Source organism: Paracoccus sp. (in: a-proteobacteria), assembly GCF_030536915.1.
Classification (GTDB): domain Bacteria; phylum Pseudomonadota; class Alphaproteobacteria; order Rhodobacterales; family Rhodobacteraceae; genus Paracoccus.
In genome coordinates, this window is the sequence record NZ_JAUNPC010000023.1 from 23,996 (window position 1) to 40,110 (window position 16,115).

The 16,115-nt window shown below is 67.5% G+C and carries 17 protein-coding genes and 1 pseudogene; 5 read left to right on the forward strand and 13 right to left on the reverse strand.

Annotated features, from left to right (window positions below; translation table 11 throughout):
- Positions 1-73 precede the first annotated feature (73 nt).
- The 4 genes from Q4F04_RS06140 to Q4F04_RS06155 all read left to right on the forward strand — a co-directional run bounded on the left by Q4F04_RS06140 (position 74) and on the right by Q4F04_RS06155 (position 3,000).
- Positions 74-967 carry a LysR family transcriptional regulator gene (locus Q4F04_RS06140; protein WP_303368956.1) on the forward strand — a complete coding sequence of 298 codons (894 nt, stop codon included), beginning with the start codon at positions 74-76 and terminating at the stop codon, positions 965-967.
- Between the two features lie 56 nt (positions 968-1,023).
- Positions 1,024-1,464, forward strand: coding sequence for a CBS domain-containing protein (locus tag Q4F04_RS06145; protein WP_303368957.1), 441 nt, complete (start codon positions 1,024-1,026; stop codon positions 1,462-1,464).
- Positions 1,465-1,537: 73 nt separating this feature from the next.
- Positions 1,538-2,056: a pantetheine-phosphate adenylyltransferase gene (coaD, locus tag Q4F04_RS06150; protein ID WP_303368958.1), complete on the forward strand. Its 519-nt coding sequence runs from the start codon at positions 1,538-1,540 to the stop codon at positions 2,054-2,056.
- Entirely contained in the window at positions 2,053-3,000 is a 948-nt protein-coding gene (locus Q4F04_RS06155; protein ID WP_303368959.1) for a DUF2189 domain-containing protein, read from the forward strand. The genes coaD and Q4F04_RS06155 overlap by 4 nt, the downstream gene beginning before the upstream one ends.
- Positions 3,001-3,051: 51 nt before the next feature.
- Here Q4F04_RS06155 and Q4F04_RS06160 read toward each other — a convergent pair whose 3' ends face one another.
- The 7 genes from Q4F04_RS06160 to pyrC form a co-directional block, all read right to left on the reverse strand.
- Positions 3,052-3,546, reverse strand: a complete 495-nt coding sequence (locus Q4F04_RS06160) for a polymer-forming cytoskeletal protein (RefSeq protein ID WP_303368960.1) — start codon at positions 3,544-3,546, stop codon at positions 3,052-3,054.
- Complete coding sequence (locus tag Q4F04_RS06165) at positions 3,536-4,765, reverse strand: DUF5930 domain-containing protein (RefSeq protein WP_303368961.1); 1,230 nt, start codon at positions 4,763-4,765, stop codon at positions 3,536-3,538. Before Q4F04_RS06165 ends, Q4F04_RS06160 begins: the two co-directional genes overlap by 11 nt.
- Positions 4,766-4,954: 189 nt before the next feature.
- Positions 4,955-6,352, reverse strand: coding sequence for a short-chain fatty acyl-CoA regulator family protein (locus tag Q4F04_RS06170; RefSeq protein WP_303368962.1), 1,398 nt, complete (start codon positions 6,350-6,352; stop codon positions 4,955-4,957).
- Between the two features lie 151 nt (positions 6,353-6,503).
- On the reverse strand, positions 6,504-6,854 hold the full coding sequence (locus tag Q4F04_RS06175) for a DMT family protein (protein ID WP_303368963.1): 351 nt from the start codon (positions 6,852-6,854) through the stop codon (positions 6,504-6,506).
- The gene (locus Q4F04_RS06180) at positions 6,845-8,338 is read right to left on the reverse strand and encodes a replicative DNA helicase (RefSeq protein WP_303368964.1); all 1,494 of its coding nucleotides are present in this window, start codon (positions 8,336-8,338) and stop codon (positions 6,845-6,847) included. The genes Q4F04_RS06175 and Q4F04_RS06180 overlap by 10 nt, the downstream gene beginning before the upstream one ends.
- A gap of 139 nt (positions 8,339-8,477) precedes the next feature.
- Positions 8,478-9,146, reverse strand: a complete 669-nt coding sequence (locus Q4F04_RS06185; protein ID WP_303368965.1) for an orotate phosphoribosyltransferase — start codon at positions 9,144-9,146, stop codon at positions 8,478-8,480.
- On the reverse strand, positions 9,143-10,186 hold the full coding sequence (pyrC, locus tag Q4F04_RS06190; protein ID WP_303368966.1) for a dihydroorotase: 1,044 nt from the start codon (positions 10,184-10,186) through the stop codon (positions 9,143-9,145). Before pyrC ends, Q4F04_RS06185 begins: the two co-directional genes overlap by 4 nt.
- A 149-nt stretch (positions 10,187-10,335) precedes the next feature.
- On the opposite strand from pyrC, the gene Q4F04_RS06195 reads away from it, so the two are divergent.
- A complete protein-coding gene (locus Q4F04_RS06195) occupies positions 10,336-10,641 on the forward strand; it encodes an antibiotic ABC transporter (RefSeq protein ID WP_303368967.1) in 306 nt (101 codons plus the stop codon).
- Positions 10,642-10,704: 63 nt separating this feature from the next.
- On the opposite strand, the gene gap is transcribed toward Q4F04_RS06195, so the two are convergent.
- The 6 genes and pseudogenes from gap to glnA form a co-directional block, all read right to left on the reverse strand.
- Positions 10,705-11,724 carry a type I glyceraldehyde-3-phosphate dehydrogenase gene (gene gap, locus Q4F04_RS06200; RefSeq protein ID WP_303368968.1) on the reverse strand — a complete coding sequence of 340 codons (1,020 nt, stop codon included), beginning with the start codon at positions 11,722-11,724 and terminating at the stop codon, positions 10,705-10,707.
- Positions 11,725-11,830: 106 nt separating this feature from the next.
- The gene (locus Q4F04_RS06205; protein ID WP_303368969.1) at positions 11,831-11,974 is read right to left on the reverse strand and encodes a hypothetical protein; all 144 of its coding nucleotides are present in this window, start codon (positions 11,972-11,974) and stop codon (positions 11,831-11,833) included.
- A 107-nt stretch (positions 11,975-12,081) separates the two neighbouring features.
- The gene (locus Q4F04_RS06210; RefSeq protein WP_303368970.1) at positions 12,082-13,104 is read right to left on the reverse strand and encodes a flagellar motor switch protein FliG; all 1,023 of its coding nucleotides are present in this window, start codon (positions 13,102-13,104) and stop codon (positions 12,082-12,084) included.
- Between the two features lie 67 nt (positions 13,105-13,171).
- A complete protein-coding gene (gene purB / locus Q4F04_RS06215) occupies positions 13,172-14,479 on the reverse strand; it encodes an adenylosuccinate lyase (protein ID WP_303368971.1) in 1,308 nt (435 codons plus the stop codon).
- Between the two features lie 105 nt (positions 14,480-14,584).
- A complete protein-coding gene (locus tag Q4F04_RS06220; protein WP_303368972.1) occupies positions 14,585-15,754 on the reverse strand; it encodes a zinc-dependent alcohol dehydrogenase in 1,170 nt (389 codons plus the stop codon).
- Between the two features lie 134 nt (positions 15,755-15,888).
- Positions 15,889-16,115: pseudogene (gene glnA, locus Q4F04_RS06225) on the reverse strand (glutamine synthetase); the annotation flags it as partial.

Here is a 16,115-nt window from a genome sequence, read left to right on the forward strand (position 1 = left end):
GCGGCAGCCTACCCTTGCACAAACGCCTGCGTAAAGCGACGATCCGGCCAAACGGTTTTGCAGGATTGCAGGGATGGACTGGGACGACCTGCGCATCTTCCTTGCCGTCGCGCGCGAGGAGTCGCTGTCCCGCGCCGGGCGGCGGCTGGGGATGGACGCCTCGACCGTGGGCCGCCGCATCGCCCGGCTGGAAACCGCGCTGGGCCGGGTCCTCTTCGCCAAGACCCCCCAAGGCTATGCCGCGACGCCCGAGGGCGCGGCGCTGGTCCCCCATGCCGAGGCCGCCGAGGCCGCGGCGCAGGCGGCGGCCGAATCCTTCACGCGAACCCTTGGCGGCCAGTTGCGCATCGGCGCGCCCGACGGCTGCGCCAACTACCTGCTGCCGCAGCTTGCCGCGCGGCTGATGGCCGAGCATCCGGGGCTGGAGATCCAGATCGTCGCCCTGCCGCGCGTCTTCAACCTTTCCCGGCGCGAGGCCGACATGGCCATCGCCGTCAGCCGCCCACAGACGGGCAGGGCGGCGATCCAGAAGATCGCGGATTACCAGCTGCACCTGGCGGGACACGCCGACTACCTCGACCGCCACCCGCCGATCCGCAGCCGCGCCGATCTGAAAGGCCACCGGATGATCGGCTATATCCCCGACATGATCTTCGACCGCGAACTGGACTACCTGTCCGAAACCGGGGCGGACCAGGTGGCGCTGTCCTCGAACTCGGTCAGTGTGCAGTTGCAGGCGATCCGGGTGGGCGCGGGCCTGGGGATCGTCCACGACTTCGCCATCCCCTTTGTGCCCGGCGTGCGGCGGCTGCTGGTTGACGAGATTTCGCTGACCCGGTCCTTCTGGCTGCTGCGCCCTGCCGACGACCGCCGCTCGGACCGGCTGAACCGGCTGGCCGAGGCGGTGGCGACCGGCCTGAGGCGCGAGATCGCGCGGCTGGAAGCCTCAGTCCAAGCGCAGGGTTGACGAAACGATCCTGCGCGGCAACGCTGGGTGGTGAAACGAATGCGAAGGTGCCCGCCATGATCGTCAAGCAGATCCTCGCCATGAAAGCCGGACCGGAGGAAATCGTGACGGTCCGTCCCGATTCGACCGTGGGCGAGGCCGCGCGGCTGCTGTCGGAACGCCGCATCGGCGCGGTGGTCGTGTCCTCGGACGGGCGCACGGCCCAGGGCATCCTGTCGGAACGCGACATCGTGCGCGAACTGGGCCGTTCCGGCCCCGAGGTGCTGGACCGCAAGACAAGCGAGCTGATGACCAGCAAGGTCATGACCTGCGTCTGCGGCGACGACGCGCTGGAACTGCTGGACCGGATGACCAAGGGCCGCTTCCGCCACCTGCCGGTGCTGGACGACAAGGGCGAGATGCTGGGCGTGGTGTCCATCGGCGACGTGGTCTTCGGCCGGCTCAAGGAACTCAACGCCGAAAAAGAGGCGCTGACCGGCATGATCATGGGCAACTGAGCGCCCTTGCCGCTTGCAAAGCGCCGAGGTTTGACGTTTTCCGTCCTGACGGAACCGTGAACGGAGCAGCCCCATGCGGATCGGCCTTTACCCCGGCACCTTCGACCCGATCACGCTCGGCCATGTGGACATCATCCAGCGGGCTGCCACCTTGGTGGACCGGCTGGTGATCGGCGTCGCCATCAATCGCGACAAGGGACCGCTGTTCCCGCTGGAAGAGCGCGTGGCGATGGTCGAGGCCGAATGCGAGCCGATTGCCCGCACGACCGGCATCGAGATCGTCGTCCACCCCTTCGAGAACCTGCTGATCGACTGCGCCCGCGACGTGGGCGCCAGCGTGATCGTGCGCGGCCTGCGGGCGGTCGCGGATTTCGAGTACGAGTTCCAGATGGTCGGCATGAACCGGGCGCTCGATGCCAGCGTGGAAACGGTGTTCCTGATGGCCGACGCGCGGCGGCAGGCGATCGCGTCCAAGCTGGTGAAGGAAATCGCCCGGCTGGGCGGGGACGTGTCCAAGTTCGTGCCGCCGGCGATCAACCGGGCGCTGCGGGACCGCTATGCGCCCAGCGGCCACGGAAAGACCGCGGGATGAGCGATCCGCGTCCGCCCCGCCCGATTCCCGATCCCACCCGCCCGCCGATGCCCGACCCGGCGCCCGATCCCGCGCCCGGCCCGAACAAGGTGCGGCGGACGAACTTCACCCGCCTGACGGCGCATGACGAACGGTCCACCCCCTACAGCCCGGCCTCGCTGCGGGCCGACATCGCGGCGGACAGGATTCCCGAACCCGCGCTGATCGGCTTCGACGCGATCATCGATTCGCTGAAGGCGGGCTGGTCGGATTTCCGCCGCGCCCCCGGCTTCGGGCTGTTCTTCGCCGCCTTCTACGTGCTGGGCGGGCTGGTCCTGACGGCGGTGGCCGCCGCCTCGGGGCAGGAATGGTGGCTGATGCCCTTCATCGTGGGCTTTCCCCTGCTCGCCCCCTTCGCGGCCGTGGGTCTCTACGAGGTCAGCCGCAGGCTCGAATCCGGCGAGGCGCTGGACTGGGCGGGCGTGCTGGGCGTGGTCTTCGCCCAGAAGGACCGGCAGGTGCCGTCGATGGCGATGGCGATCCTCTTGATGTTCATGTTCTGGGTCTTCGTCGCCCATACGATCTTCGCCGTCTTCATGGGCATCCAGTCGCTGACCAACATCTCGAATTCGCCCGAACTGCTGCTGCAGCCGCGCGGGCTGACGATGCTGGCGCTGGGCACGGTGATCGGCGCGGGCTTTGCCGCCGCGCTGTTCGGCATGACCGTGGGCGGGCTGCCCCTGATCCTCGACCGCGAGGTGGACCTCGTCAGCGCCATCATCGCCAGCTTCGACGCGGTGACGGCGAACCCGCTGGTGATGCTGGCCTGGGCGGTCACGATCGCGGCGATCCTGTTTGCGGGAATCCTGCCGCTGTTCCTGGGGCTTTTCATCGCCCTGCCGGTGCTGGGCCACGCAAGCTGGCACATGTACCGCCACCTGCTGCCGCCCGAGGACTGGGACTGAAACAACAACGGGCGCCGCAAGGGCGCCCGTCATCTCGAATCCAAGGAACGATCAGGCGTCCATGTCGGCCGACACGGGCGGCGCCAGCTTCGGCGTGATGCCGTTGCCCAGCGGGTCTTCCTGCCGCTGGACCGAGCCCTCGAAATGCGCGCCCGATTCGATGGCGATGGTCTTGTGGACGATGTCGCCTTCCACCCGCGCGGTCGCCGACAGCCGGACCTTGAGGCCGCGGACCCGGCCCACGACCCGGCCGTTCACGATGATCTCGTCGGCGACGATCTCGCCCCGGATGGTGGCGCTTTCGCCGACCGTCAGCTGGTGGGCGCGGATGTCGCCCTCCACCGTGCCCTCGATCTGGGCGTCGCCCTGGGTGGTGATGTTGCCCTTGACGGTCAGGTCGCTGGACAGGACCGACGGCCCCGACCGGGTGCGCATCGCGGCGGGCGGGGGAAAGTCGGGTTTCATGTCCATGGCGGGCCGGTTCATTTCCGATTCTTGGGATTGGGCACGGGGGCCGGGGTCGGTGACGCGGGTCTTAGAAAACATTCTGTGCGGCCTTGATGAAGCTCATGGGATTCACGGCCTTCCCGTCCACGCGCACTTCATAGTGCAGATGCGGTCCGGTCGAGCGGCCGGTGTTGCCCATATCACCGATCAGGCTGTTGCGCGAGACCTTCTGGCCCGCCTTCACCCGGATCTTGGACAGGTGGCCATAGCGCGTCTCGGTCCCCAGCTCGTGCTGGATCTTGATGAGGTTGCCATAGCCGCGCTGCCAGCCGGCAAAGGTCACGACCCCGTCGGCGGTGGAAAAGATCGGGGTGCCCACGGGACCGGCAAGGTCCAGCCCCTGGTGCTGGCGGCCCCAGCGCGGCCCGAAGCCCGAGGTGAAGCGGAAGGCCGACTTGACCGGCATCGCCAGCGGCAGCTTGCTGACGGCGATCTTGTAATCCTTGACCTTGCCCAGCGAGACCATGACCTCGGTCGCCCGCGCCTCGGATTCGGTGATGGCGGCATTGCCGCGCGAGGAATAGCCCATCGGCGTCAGCGGCCCGCCGGTGCCCTCATAGCCCTCGCGCACGGTGGCCAGCAGACGGTCGCTGTCCACGCCCACCTGCTCGAACATCTCGTCCAGGGGCTTGACCGACATCTCGACGGCTTCTTCAAGCTGGGCAAAGATTTCCTCGTTGCGCTTCAGCATGGCATCGCGCTCGACCGCCATGGCCTCGGCGGTGCGGACGGCCGCCTCGGCGCGCAGGCTGGCCGCGGTCTTTTCGGCGGCGGTGGCCGACAGTTCGCTCGACAGCGCCTCCAGCGCCACCGACATCTCGGCGGCCCGCGGCAGGGCATCCGGCCGCTCGGCCGCGGCAAGCTGGCGGCGCGCCGCCTCGGTTTCCGCCTGCATGTCATGCAGCGCGGCCTGGATCGCGCCGATGCCGCTTTCCAGCTCGCGCCGCTTTTCCTCGGATGCCAGCAGGTGCGACTGCATGGCCGAGATCTGGTCCAGCGCCGCGGTGAAGCGGCTTTGCGCGGCGGCGGCCTCGGCGGCGCGGGTGTCGCGCTCGGCGGCAAGCTGCTGAAGCTGCTGTTCCATCGCCGCGGATGCGCTGCGCGGCGCGGTCCCGCCCATGGCGTCCAGCGCCAGGATCGAGCTTGCGGCAGCGGCCCATCCGACCACCACCACCGTGCCGATCCGCCGCACCAGCGGGCGGCGTGCAGGGAAAACAGGGGCAATGGTTGCGGGACGGTCAACAGCCGGTCGCGTCATGGGGGTTATCCATTCGTGAAGGCCGAGGCGGTCGCCTCGCGGTTGCGGCTTGCTAGCGGAAACCGTGGCAGACCTGCAACGCTTCACGAAATCTTTGAAGAAAGGTCGGCGGAAGCCCGCGCAGCAAAGCCGCTCCGGTGGAATCTTTCCGCCCAATCACGGCGGCGCGACCACTTGTGTCTTGCCCTTTCAGGCCATGGCATAGGGCAGGGGACCGGTGCGGTCCTCGGGAATCGTCACCTCGCGGTCGATGGCCGGGACAGACCGCTGGTGGCAGTCCTGCCGGGGGCAGATGCGGCAACTGACGCCGATCTGCTCATATCCCGCGGGGTTCGCGACATCGAGATCGTCGGCATAGGTCAGGTCGCGCGCATGGGTGATCTCGCAGCCGAGACAGATGGCAAAGCGCCGGACGGGCGCGCGGAAGGACCCGCCGGGCTTGGCCACCTCGCGCGAGAGGCAGAGGTAACGCACCCCGTCCGGCGTCTGCGCCAGTTGCCGCAGGAACCGGCCCGGAGTCTCGAAGGCGCGATGCACGTTCCACAAGGGACAGGCGCCGCCGAAGCGGGCGAATTGCAGGCGCGTGGCGGAATGGCGCTTGGTGATGGTGCCTGCCTGATCGACCCGGACGAAGAAAAAGGGGATGCCGCGTTCCCCCGCCCGCTGCAGGGTGGACAGCCGGTGCGCCACCTGTTCCAGCGAGGCGCTGAAGAGATGCGACAGCCGTTCCAGATCGTGCCGTTCCGCCCGTGCCGCCGACAGGAAGCCGCGGTAAGGCAGCAGCGCCGCCCCGGCGAAATAATTGGCCAGCCCCAGCCGGGCGATGTCGCGGGCGGCATTGCTGCGGAACCGCGCAAGGTCCAAGGTCGCGTCCAGCAGGTCCCCCCGCGTTTCCCGCGCGACGAGGTTCAGCAACTGGAACACCTGCGTCGCGGGATCGGCCAGCGTGTTCAGCGTGACCACCTCGCCATCCCGGCGGAAGACCGATCCCGGCGCAAGCTCGGCCGCGCGGACGCTGATCCCCCGCTGGCCCAGCGCGGCCAGCGCGCGGTCCATCGGCGGGGCGCGCCGTCCCTCGGGACAGGCGAAGCGTTCGGCGGCGCGGTCCACGGCGTCGATGTAATTGTCGCAGTAATGGAAGAAGTCGCGCACCTCCTCCCATGGCGAGGTGAGCGCGTTCCGGCCAGTGGGTCCGAAAGCCTCGTCCAGCGCCGCCAGCCGGTCCTGGCCTGCGCGATGGGCGCGATAAAGGTCCAGAAAGGCCCGCACCAGCCCCGGCGTGTTGGACGCGGCCAGCCGCATGTCGGCCAGCGTCGGGGTCGCGGCGAACAGCGGATCGGCCAGCGCCTCGGCCAGATCGACCACCATCCGGTCGGCGTCCCCCGCCGCCAGCGCGCCCACGTCCACCGAGAACTCGGAGGCCAGCCGCAGCAGCACGCCCGCGGAAATCGGACGGTGGTTGTTCTCCATCTGGCTGAGATAGGGCAGCGAGACACCCAGCCGGTCGGCAAAGACCCGCTGCGTCAGCCCGTGGCGGTTGCGCGTCTCGCGCAGCGAGGCGCCGGCATAGATCTTGTGACTGGCCATCGATCCCTCCTGCCGCGCCCTTTGCAAAACCCTGGCGGTTTTGCAAACGGAAATGCAGGGCGGCGTTCAGATCGGCCGTGCACGACCTGTGCATCGCTCGTGCATCGGGTGCACGGCCCGCAGGGTGCGTGTTCTGCACGCACCGCTCGCCTCATCCCCAGTCGTGGAACACGAACCAGGCCCCTGCGCAGATCAGCCCGAAGCCGACGGCGTGCTGCCATCCCAGCCGCTCACCGAGGTAAAGCCACGAGAAGCCCGCGAAGACGGTCAGGCTGATGACCTCCTGGATGGTCTTCAACTGCGCCGCGCTGAAATGCCCGTGGCCGATGCGGTTCGCGGGCACCTGCAGCACATATTCGAAGAAGGCGATGCCCCAGCTGACCAGGATCACCATGACCAGCGGGGCCGTCTTGAACTTGAGATGGCCGTACCAGGCCAGCGTCATGAACAGGTTGGACGCGATCAGCAGGCCGATGGTGACGGCCGGGACGCTCAGCCCCATTGCTGGACGTGGTTCCGCGCGAGGTTGCCGAAGCGGGTGAAGCGGCCCTCGAAGCTCAGTTCCACCGTGCCGATCGGCCCGTGGCGCTGCTTGCCGATGATGACCTCGGCCTTGCCGTGGACCTGCTCCATCAGCTTCTGCCAGTCCGCCATCTTGTCGAGGTCGTGGTCGGACGGCTTCTCGCGCTCGCGGTAATATTCCTCGCGGAAGACGAACATGACGATGTCGGCGTCCTGCTCGATCGAGCCGGATTCGCGCAGGTCCGAAAGCTGCGGGCGCTTGTCCTCGCGGCTTTCGACCTGCCGGGAAAGCTGGCTCAGCGCGATCACCGGGATGTTCAGTTCCTTGGCGATGGCCTTCAGCCCCTGGGTGATCTCGCTCACCTCGTTCACGCGGCTGTCCTTGGCGGATGCCGCGCGCAGAAGCTGCAGGTAGTCCACGATCAGCACATCCAGCCCCATCGTTCGCTTCAGCTTGCGGGCACGGGCGGCCAACTGGTTGATGGGCAGGGCAGGCGTGTCGTCGATATAAAGCGGGCAGTTCTGCAGCGCATGGGCGGCTTCCACGAAGCGGCGGAACTCCTCCTCGGAAAGCTCGCCCCGGCGGATCATCTCGCTGGGGACTTCCGAGGCTTCGGACAGAATCCGCGCCGCCAACTGCTCGGCCGACATCTCCAGCGAGAAGAAACCGACGACGCCCCCGTCCACCGTGCCCCTGCTGCCATCGGGCAGGTCGCCCATGCGGTGCGCCCTGGCGACGTTGAAGGCGATGTTGGTCGCCAGCGAGGTCTTTCCCATCGAGGGACGCCCCGCAAGGATCAGCAGGTCCGACTTGTTGAGGCCCCCCAGCTTGGCGTCGAGGTCGGTCAGCCCGGTCGAAATCCCCGAAAGCTTACCCCCGCGCTGATAGGCGGCGTTTGCAGTCTCCACGGCGCCCGTCACGGCCTGCAGGAAGGACTGGAAGCCGCGTTCCGCCACGCCCTGCTCGCCCAGCTTGTAAAGCGTCTGCTCGGCGGTCTTGATCTGCTCCTCGGCGTCGTCGTCGATGGCGACGGTCGCGGCGCGGGCCGAGATTTCCTGCCCCAGCGCGATCAATTCGCGGCGCAGGGCGAATTCGCGGATCATCTTGGCATAGTCCCGCGCGGCGTAGGACGACACCGCCGCCCCTGCCAGACGCGCGAGATAGGCGGGGCCGCCCAGTTCCTTCAGCCCCGCGTCATGTTCCATGAAGGCCTTGATCGTCACCGGGCTTGCCAGCGCGTTCCGCACGATGCGTTCGGAACACAGCTCGAAGATGCGGCGATGGACGGGGTCGTAGAAATGCTCGGCGCGGATCAGGCGGGTGATGGAATCGAACACGTCGTTGTTGGTCAGCAGCGCGCCCAGAAGCTGCTGCTCGGCCTCGATCGAGAAGGGCACCGAGGGGGTGTCGGACTCCTCGGCAGCCGCCACGGGGCGGGGCGCGAGCGCGCGAAGCTCGTTCATCTCATGTCCTCGACTCGGGTGCGCCCGACTATCTCACGACCGAGGCCAAGGGTCCACGATCCGGCCCTTCATGGACGAGGGCAGGTCTGTGGATAACCGCGGGACAAGGGGTGAACTTGTGGATAAACCTGTGCCCGAATCAGGGATGGGCCGCCTGCCAGCCGCGCGGGTCGTTCAGGAAAGCCTCGACTTCCGAAAGGGTTGCGGCGTCGAAAGACCCCTGTTCCCTGGCCTCGGCCAGCACGTCCCACCAGGTGCACAGGTGATGCAGCATTACACCATGGTCGGTCAGACGCCGCGTCGTCTCGGGGAAAATGCCGTAGTAGAAGATCACCGCCGTATGGGCGCAACTCGCCCCCGTCTCGCGGATGGCGTCCACAAAGGACAGCTTGGACCCGCCGTCGGTGGTCAGGTCCTCGACCAGCAGCACGCGCTGGCCTTCGCGCATCTCGCCCTCGATCCGGGCGTTGCGGCCGTAGCCCTTGGGCTTCTTGCGGACATAGGTCATGGGCAGGCCCAGCCGTTCCGCGACCAGCGCCGCGAAGGGGATGCCCGCCGTCTCGCCGCCCGCGATGTTGTCGAAAGCCTCGAAGCCCGCGTCGCGGCAGACGGTGGCCGCCATGAAATCCATCAGCGTGCCCCGGATGCGGGGGTATGAGATGAGCTTGCGGCAGTCGATATAGGTCGGCCCCTTCAGCCCCGAGGCATAGGTGAAGGGCTCGGCCGAGAAATGCACGGCCCCGATCTCCAGCAGCATCCGGGCCGAGAGGCGGGCGATCTCCTCGCGGGTGGGGAAGGTCAGGGTCATGCGTCGGTCTCGATATGCCAGAACAGGGGAAAGCCGGGGTCGAAGACGGTCACGGTCTCGCCCCCCGCCTCGATGCGGTCGGGGAAGATCGCAGGTTCGTCGCGGCGGACAAGGCGGATATGGTCATCGTTCGGGGGCAGGCGGTAGAATGCGGGACCGTTCAGGCTGGTGAAGGCTTCCAGCTTGTCCAAGGCGCCCGCTTCCTCGAAGACATGGGCGCAGATCGACAGCCAGTTCGGCGCGGTGAAGCAGCCCGCGCAACCGCAGGCGCTTTCCTTGGCCCGGTCGGGATGGGGCGCGCTGTCGGTGCCGCTGAAAAAGCGCGGGTCGCCCGAGGTCGCGGCCTCGACCAGCGCCAGCCGGTACGATTCGCGCTTGGCGACGGGCAGGCAGTAGTAATGCGGCCGGATGCCGCCCGAAAGGATGTGGTTGCGGTTGATGACGAGGTGATGCGTCGTGATCGTCGCGCCGATGTCGCCGCCTGCGCGGACGTAGTCCACGCCGTCGCGGGTCGTCACATGCTCCATCACCACCCGAAGGCCGGGAGTGGCGCGGCGGATCGGGTCCAGCACCCGGTCGATGAAGACAGCCTCGCGGTCGAAGATGTCCACGGCGGGGTCCGTCACCTCGCCATGGACGCAAAGGGGGATGCCGGCCTCGGCCATAGCCTCGAAGACGGGCCGCACGCGGTCGAAATCGCGCACGCCGCTGGCCGAGTTGGTGGTCGCGCCCGCCGGGTAAAGCTTGACCGCCGAGATGATTCCCTGCGCCTGCGCGGCCACCACATCGGCCGGATCGGTGGTCTCGGTGAGGTAAAGCGTCATCAACGGACGCAACGTCGCGTTTTCCGGCAGCGCGGCCCTGATGCGGTCGCGATAGGCCGCCGCCTCGGACCCCGTAACTATCGGCGGAACAAGGTTCGGCATGATGATCGCACGCCCCAGATCGGCCGACCAGGGGGCCACCGCAGCCAGCATTTGATGGTCGCGCAGGTGCAGGTGCCAGTCGTCGGGGCGGCGAAGTCGCAATAAGTTGTTCATGACCTGCATCTATAACGAACCATATCGCGTTAGCCAGCGGTCGGACTGCGCCCGTCCGGTGCCCTGTCCAAAAGGCTGAGTGGCGTGTATGACCATCGTCCCTCAGTTTCGGCAGCAATGACGCAGATCAATTCGAAAGGATCTCTTTGATGAACATGATGCTTGGCCCGCTTGTGCCTTCGGTGAAACTCTGGGGCGACATGATGCGGATGGGGATCGAGGCGCAGTTCGTCATGACCCTGCGCACCGCAGGGATGCTGGGCCTGCTGCCCCATGGCAAGAACGAGAACACGCTGATGGTCTCGGAAAAGACCGACGCGGTGCGGGAATCCTTCGGCGCGGCCTTCCGCTCGGCCGCACGGGGCGCGCGTGCCGACCAGATCCTCGCGGCGGCGCTGAAGCCCTACGGGCGGCGGACGCGGGCCAATGCCAAGCGGCTCGGCACCCGGCGCTGAGGCGGCGGACAGCGAAAAGGCCCGGCAATCGCCGGGCCTTCGTCGTTCAGGGGGCGCAGGGGCTCAGATCAGCTTGCCGATCGCCACCGCCGTGTCCGACATGCGGTTCGAGAAGCCCCATTCGTTGTCGTACCAGGACAGGATGCGGACCAGCTTGCCTTCCATCACCTTGGTCTGGTCCATGTGGAAGACCGAGGAATGGGGGTTGTGGTTGAAGTCGATCGAGACCAGCGGCTCCTCGGTATAGCCCAGCACGCCCTTGAGCTTGCCGTCGGCAGCCGACTTGATCGCCGCGTTGATTTCCTCGACCGAGGTGTCGCGGGCGGCCTCGAAGGTCAGGTCCACGACCGAGACGTTGGGTGTCGGCACCCGGATCGCCACGCCGTCCAGCTTGCCCTTGAGGTCCGGCAGCACGAGGCCGACGGCCTTGGCCGCGCCGGTCGAGGTCGGGATCATCGACAGCGCCGCGGCGCGGGCGCGGTAAAGATCCTTGTGCATCGTGTCCAGCGTCGGCTGGTCGCCGGTATAGCTGTGGATCGTGGTCATGAAGCCGCGGGTGATGCCCACCGCCTCGTTCAGCACATAGGCCACGGGCGCAAGGCAGTTCGTGGTGCAGGAAGCGTTCGAGACGACGTGGTCGCCCGCTTCCAGCGTGTCGTGGTTCACGCCATAGACGATGGTCTTGAGCTTGCGGTCGGTGGACCATTCGCCCGACACGGGGGCCGAGACCAGAACGCGCTTCGAGCCGTTCTGCAGGTGGATCGCGGCCTTCTGGCCGTCGGTGAAGATGCCGGTGCATTCCAGCGCCACGTCCACGTCCTGCCACGGCAGCTTGGCCGGGTCACGCTCGGCGGTGACGCGGATCGGGCCGCGGCCCACGTCGATGCTGTCCGCGGTGGTCGTCACCTGCGCCGGGAAGCGGCCATGGACGGAATCGTAGCGCAGCAGATGCGCGTTCGTTTCGACAGGGCCCAGATCGTTGATGGCCACGACCTCGATATCGGTGCGGCCCGACTCGATGATCGCCCGCAACACGTTCCGACCGATCCGGCCGAAGCCGTTGATCGCTACCTTGACTGCCATGAATACCTCCAACCGCTGACTGCGCGGGGACGCAATGCCCAAGATTGCGGGGAAATGCAATCAGTCGAAGGGGGCGGCGGCCCGCGCCGGCGGGGAAAGCGGCCGGTCAGCGCCAGAAGCTGACCCATTCGATCAGCGACAGCATCTGCCGCCCGACCAGCAGCGGCAGGTTCCAGTGCAGCACCGCCGTGTCGAGAACGAAGAACCCGACAACGATCAGCGCAAGCACCAGCGCAATGCTGTTGGTCATGGCTCTGCCCCCGAACACGTCCTGCGCGCGTCATAGTCGGGCCGCCCGCTGCCCTGCAAGCCGGCGGCTGATCCGCGCACCGCCCTTCCGCACCCTGCCGGGTGCCGTCACGCGCCGGTGTCCTCGTCCTCCTCGACGATCAGGAACAGCTCTCCGGCCTGTTCCATCCGCCGGATCGCGGCGACGACGGCGCTCATCGCCTCGTCGGCGTCGCGGGTCGTGACCTTGCCCTCGCCTTCCATCTCCTCCCGCATGCTGTCGGCCAGCCGGGTGCTGAGGCCGGACAGCAGGAACTCCACCGTTGCGGCATTCTCGCCGGTGGCGCCGGCGAGGGCCTTGGCGATGGTGGCGGCATCGACCTCGCGGATGACGCGGGGAATGTCGCGGGGGTCGATGCGGCGGGGGATGGTGGCCCAGGTGAAGATGGTCCTGCGGACGCGGCCCGCGAAATCGGCGTCGTCCTGGTCCAGTCCCGCCAGCACCGCGTCCCGCGTCGGCGCAGGCGCGAAGTTGAGGATCGCGCCGACCTTTTCGACCGGCAGCCCCTCGATTGCGGGCCGGGGCAGGGCGTCCACGGCGCGCATCAGCGCAAGCCCGATCCGCCGCAGCGCGGGCGCCTCGATCCCGGCGGTCAGCGACATCGCATAGGCGATCTGGCGGGCAAGCGCGGGGTCGAGCAGCCCGAAGACCTCGGACGCGCGGGCGATGGGCAGGCGGGTGAACATCACCGCCGCGACCTCGACGGCCTCGGTCCGCGCGAGTTCCGCAAGCTGCGCGGGCGGCAGCACCGCGATCCGGTCCCAAGGGTCGGCCGAGCCGTTCAGCGCCGCGATCCGCCGCAGCCGGCTGTTGGTGTCGGCCGACAGATGCGCGCCGATGATATCGAGCGTGCCGTCGATGGACCCGGGGAAGGTCACGCCCACCGCTTCCAACTGGTCGCAGAACTCGGCGATCACCCGGTCGCAGGTGTCGCGGTCGACAAGCTCCATCCCCGCCATTTCCTGCGCCAGCGCCGCCTGCAACTCGGGGGGCAAGCGGGACAGGTCGAGATCCGCCCCGTCCGCGAGCATCACCCGGACCACCACCGCCGCCTTCTGCCGGGGCGAAAGCCCCGGCACTGCCCTCAGCATGTCCGCCCCCGTGAATCAGACCTCGGGGGCAGTCTCGCAGACGGGCCTTAACCTCAGGTTAACGGCTTCACGCCGCCCCGAAGACCCGGCGGAAGATCGTGTCCACGTGCTTGGTGTGATAGCCGAGGTCGAACTTTTCCTCGATGGCGGCAGGCGACAGGGCTGCCGTCACCTCGGGGTCGGCCAGCAGTTCCTCGCGGAAGTCGGCGCCCTGTTCCCAGACCTTCATGGCGTTGCGCTGGACCAGGCGGTAGGCGTCCTCGCGCGATACGCCCGCCTGCGTCAGCGCCAGCAGCACGCGCTGGGACATGACAAGCCCTTTGAACTTGTTCATGTTCTTCAGCATGTTCTCGGGGTAGATCACCAGCTTCTCGATCACCCCCGCAAGCCGGTTCAGCGCGAAATCCAGCGTGATCGTCGCATCCGGCCCGATGGCGCGTTCGACCGAGGAATGGCTGATGTCGCGTTCGTGCCACAGCGCCACGTTCTCCATCGCCGGGATCACGGCCATGCGGACAAGGCGCGCCAGCCCTGTCAGGTTCTCGGTCAGCACCGGGTTGCGCTTGTGAGGCATTGCGGACGAGCCCTTCTGGCCCGGCGAGAAATATTCCTCGGCCTCAAGCACCTCGGTCCGCTGCATGTGGCGGATCTCGATGGCGATGTTCTCGATGGAACTGGCGATGACGCCCAGCGTGGCGAAGAACATCGCGTGGCGGTCGCGGGGGATCACCTGCGTCGAGATCGGCTCGGGGCGCAGTCCCATCTTGGCGCAGACATGTTCCTCGATCGCCGGGTCGATGTTGGCGAAGGTGCCGACGGCGCCCGAGATCGCGCCGGTCGCGACCTCCTCGCGGGCGCGTTCCAGCCGCTCGCGGCCGCGCGCCATTTCCGCGTAGAAGCGGGCGAAGGTCAGGCCCATCGTCGTGGGCTCGGCATGGATGCCGTGGCTGCGGCCGATGCGGACGGTATCCTTGTGCTCGAAGGCGCGGGTCTTCAGCGCGGCGAGCACCCGGTCCATGTCGGCCAGCAGGATGTCGGCGGCGCGGACAAGCTGGACGTTCAGCGTGGTGTCCAGCACGTCCGAACTGGTCATGCCCTGGTGGACGAAGCGGGCCTCATCGGCGCCGATGTGTTCCGCCAGATGCGTCAGGAAGGCGATGACGTCGTGCTTGGTCACCGCCTCGATCTCGTCGATGCGGGCCACGTCGAACTGGACGTCCTTCGCCCTCCAGACGGCTTCGGCATTCTCGCGCGGGATCACGCCCAGATCGGCCTGGGCGTCGCAGGCATGGGCCTCGATCTCGTACCAGATGCGGAACTTGGTCTCGGGCGACCAGATGGCCACCATCTCGGGGCGGGAATAGCGGGGGATCATGGCGGGCCTTCCATCCGGGTGAAAACTCGCCCGCCTCTTAGAACCCCCCGCGCCGCCAGTGCAACCGAATCGGGCCGGCCGCGCGGGCCGGCCCCGGTCAGCCCATCAGGGCGTCATCACGCATTTGGTGAACTCGGAGCGGTTGTCGCGGAAGTTCCTGTAGAACTCCGGTCCGTCCTCCAGCGTGCCGCGATGGCTGATGATCGTGCTGGGGTCGATCTCGCCCGCCTCGATGCGCTTGAGCAGGCGCTCCATGTAGGCGCGGGTGTGGGTCTGGCCGCCGCGCAGCATCAGTCCCTTGCCGAAGGCCGCGCCGATGGGGAACTTGTCGACGAAGCCCGCGTAAACGCCAGGAATCGAGACCGCGCCGCCCTTGCGGCAGCACATGATCGCGTCGCGCAGGGCGTTCGGCCGGTCGGTTTCCATCATCAGCGCCGTCTTGGCCTTGTCGTAGATGTTGCCGATGACGGACGCGCCATGCGCTTCCAGCCCCACCGCGTCGATGCAGCGGTTGGGCAGCTTGCCCCCGGTCAGGTCCAGCAGCCGCTCGTAGCTGTCCTCTTTCGAGAGGTTGATCGTCTCGGCCCCTGCCTGCCGGGCAAGCTCCAGCCGCCCTTCCTCAAAATCGAGCGCAAAGACCCGCTCGGCGCCCAGCAGGAAGGCCGAGCGGATGGCGAACTGCCCTACGGGGCCTGCGCCCCAGACCGCGACCATGTCGCCGGGGCCAGTGCCGACCTGTTCCACCGCCTGATAGCCGGTCGGGAAGATGTCGGTCAGGAACAGCACCTTCTCGTCGGGCAGGCTTTCGGGGACCGCGACCAGCCCCACGTCGGCATGGGGCACGCGCACATATTCCGCCTGACCCCCGGCATAGCCGCCGAACAGGTGCGAATAGCCGAACATCCCCCCGGGCGACTGACCATAGAGCGGCTCGACCTTCTCGTGGTCCGGGTTGGTGTTGTCGCAGAGCGAGAAGGCATCGACGCGGCAGAAGTCGCATTTGCCGCAGGCGATGTTGAAGGGCACCAGCACACGGTCGCCCTGCTTGAACCTGGTCACGCCGGAACCCACGGCGACGATCTCGCCCATGAACTCGTGGCCGAGGACGTCGCCTTTCCGCATCTCGGGGATGAAGCCGTCGTAGAGATGCAGGTCGGACCCGCAGATGGCGGTCGAGGTGACCTTGAGGACGATGTCGCCCTGGTCCTCGATGGTCGGGTCGTCCACGTTGTCCACCTGGACCTTGCCGGTGCCCTGATAGGTGATCGCGCGCATGAAAGCCTCCAACTGTTGCGCCAGCCGAACGGCGGCGGGGGCGGGGCTGTTCCGCTGAAGTTTGTTGAGAAGGGCGCCGGGCAACGGAAAAGGGCGCCCGCGAGGGGCACCCTTTGCAGCCGATCCGCGTGGGATCAGCAGCTGTAATACATCGCGTATTCGATGGGGTGGGGGGTGTGCTCGAAGGCATAGACCTCTTCCCACTTGAGCCGGATGTAGCTTTCAAGCTGGTCGCGGGTGAAGACGTCGCCCGCCAGCAGGAAGTCCATGTCCTTCTCCAGCTCCTCCAGCGCCTCGCGCAAGCTGCCGCAGACGGTCGGGATCTCGGCCAGTTCCTCGGGCGGCAGGTCATAGAGGTCCT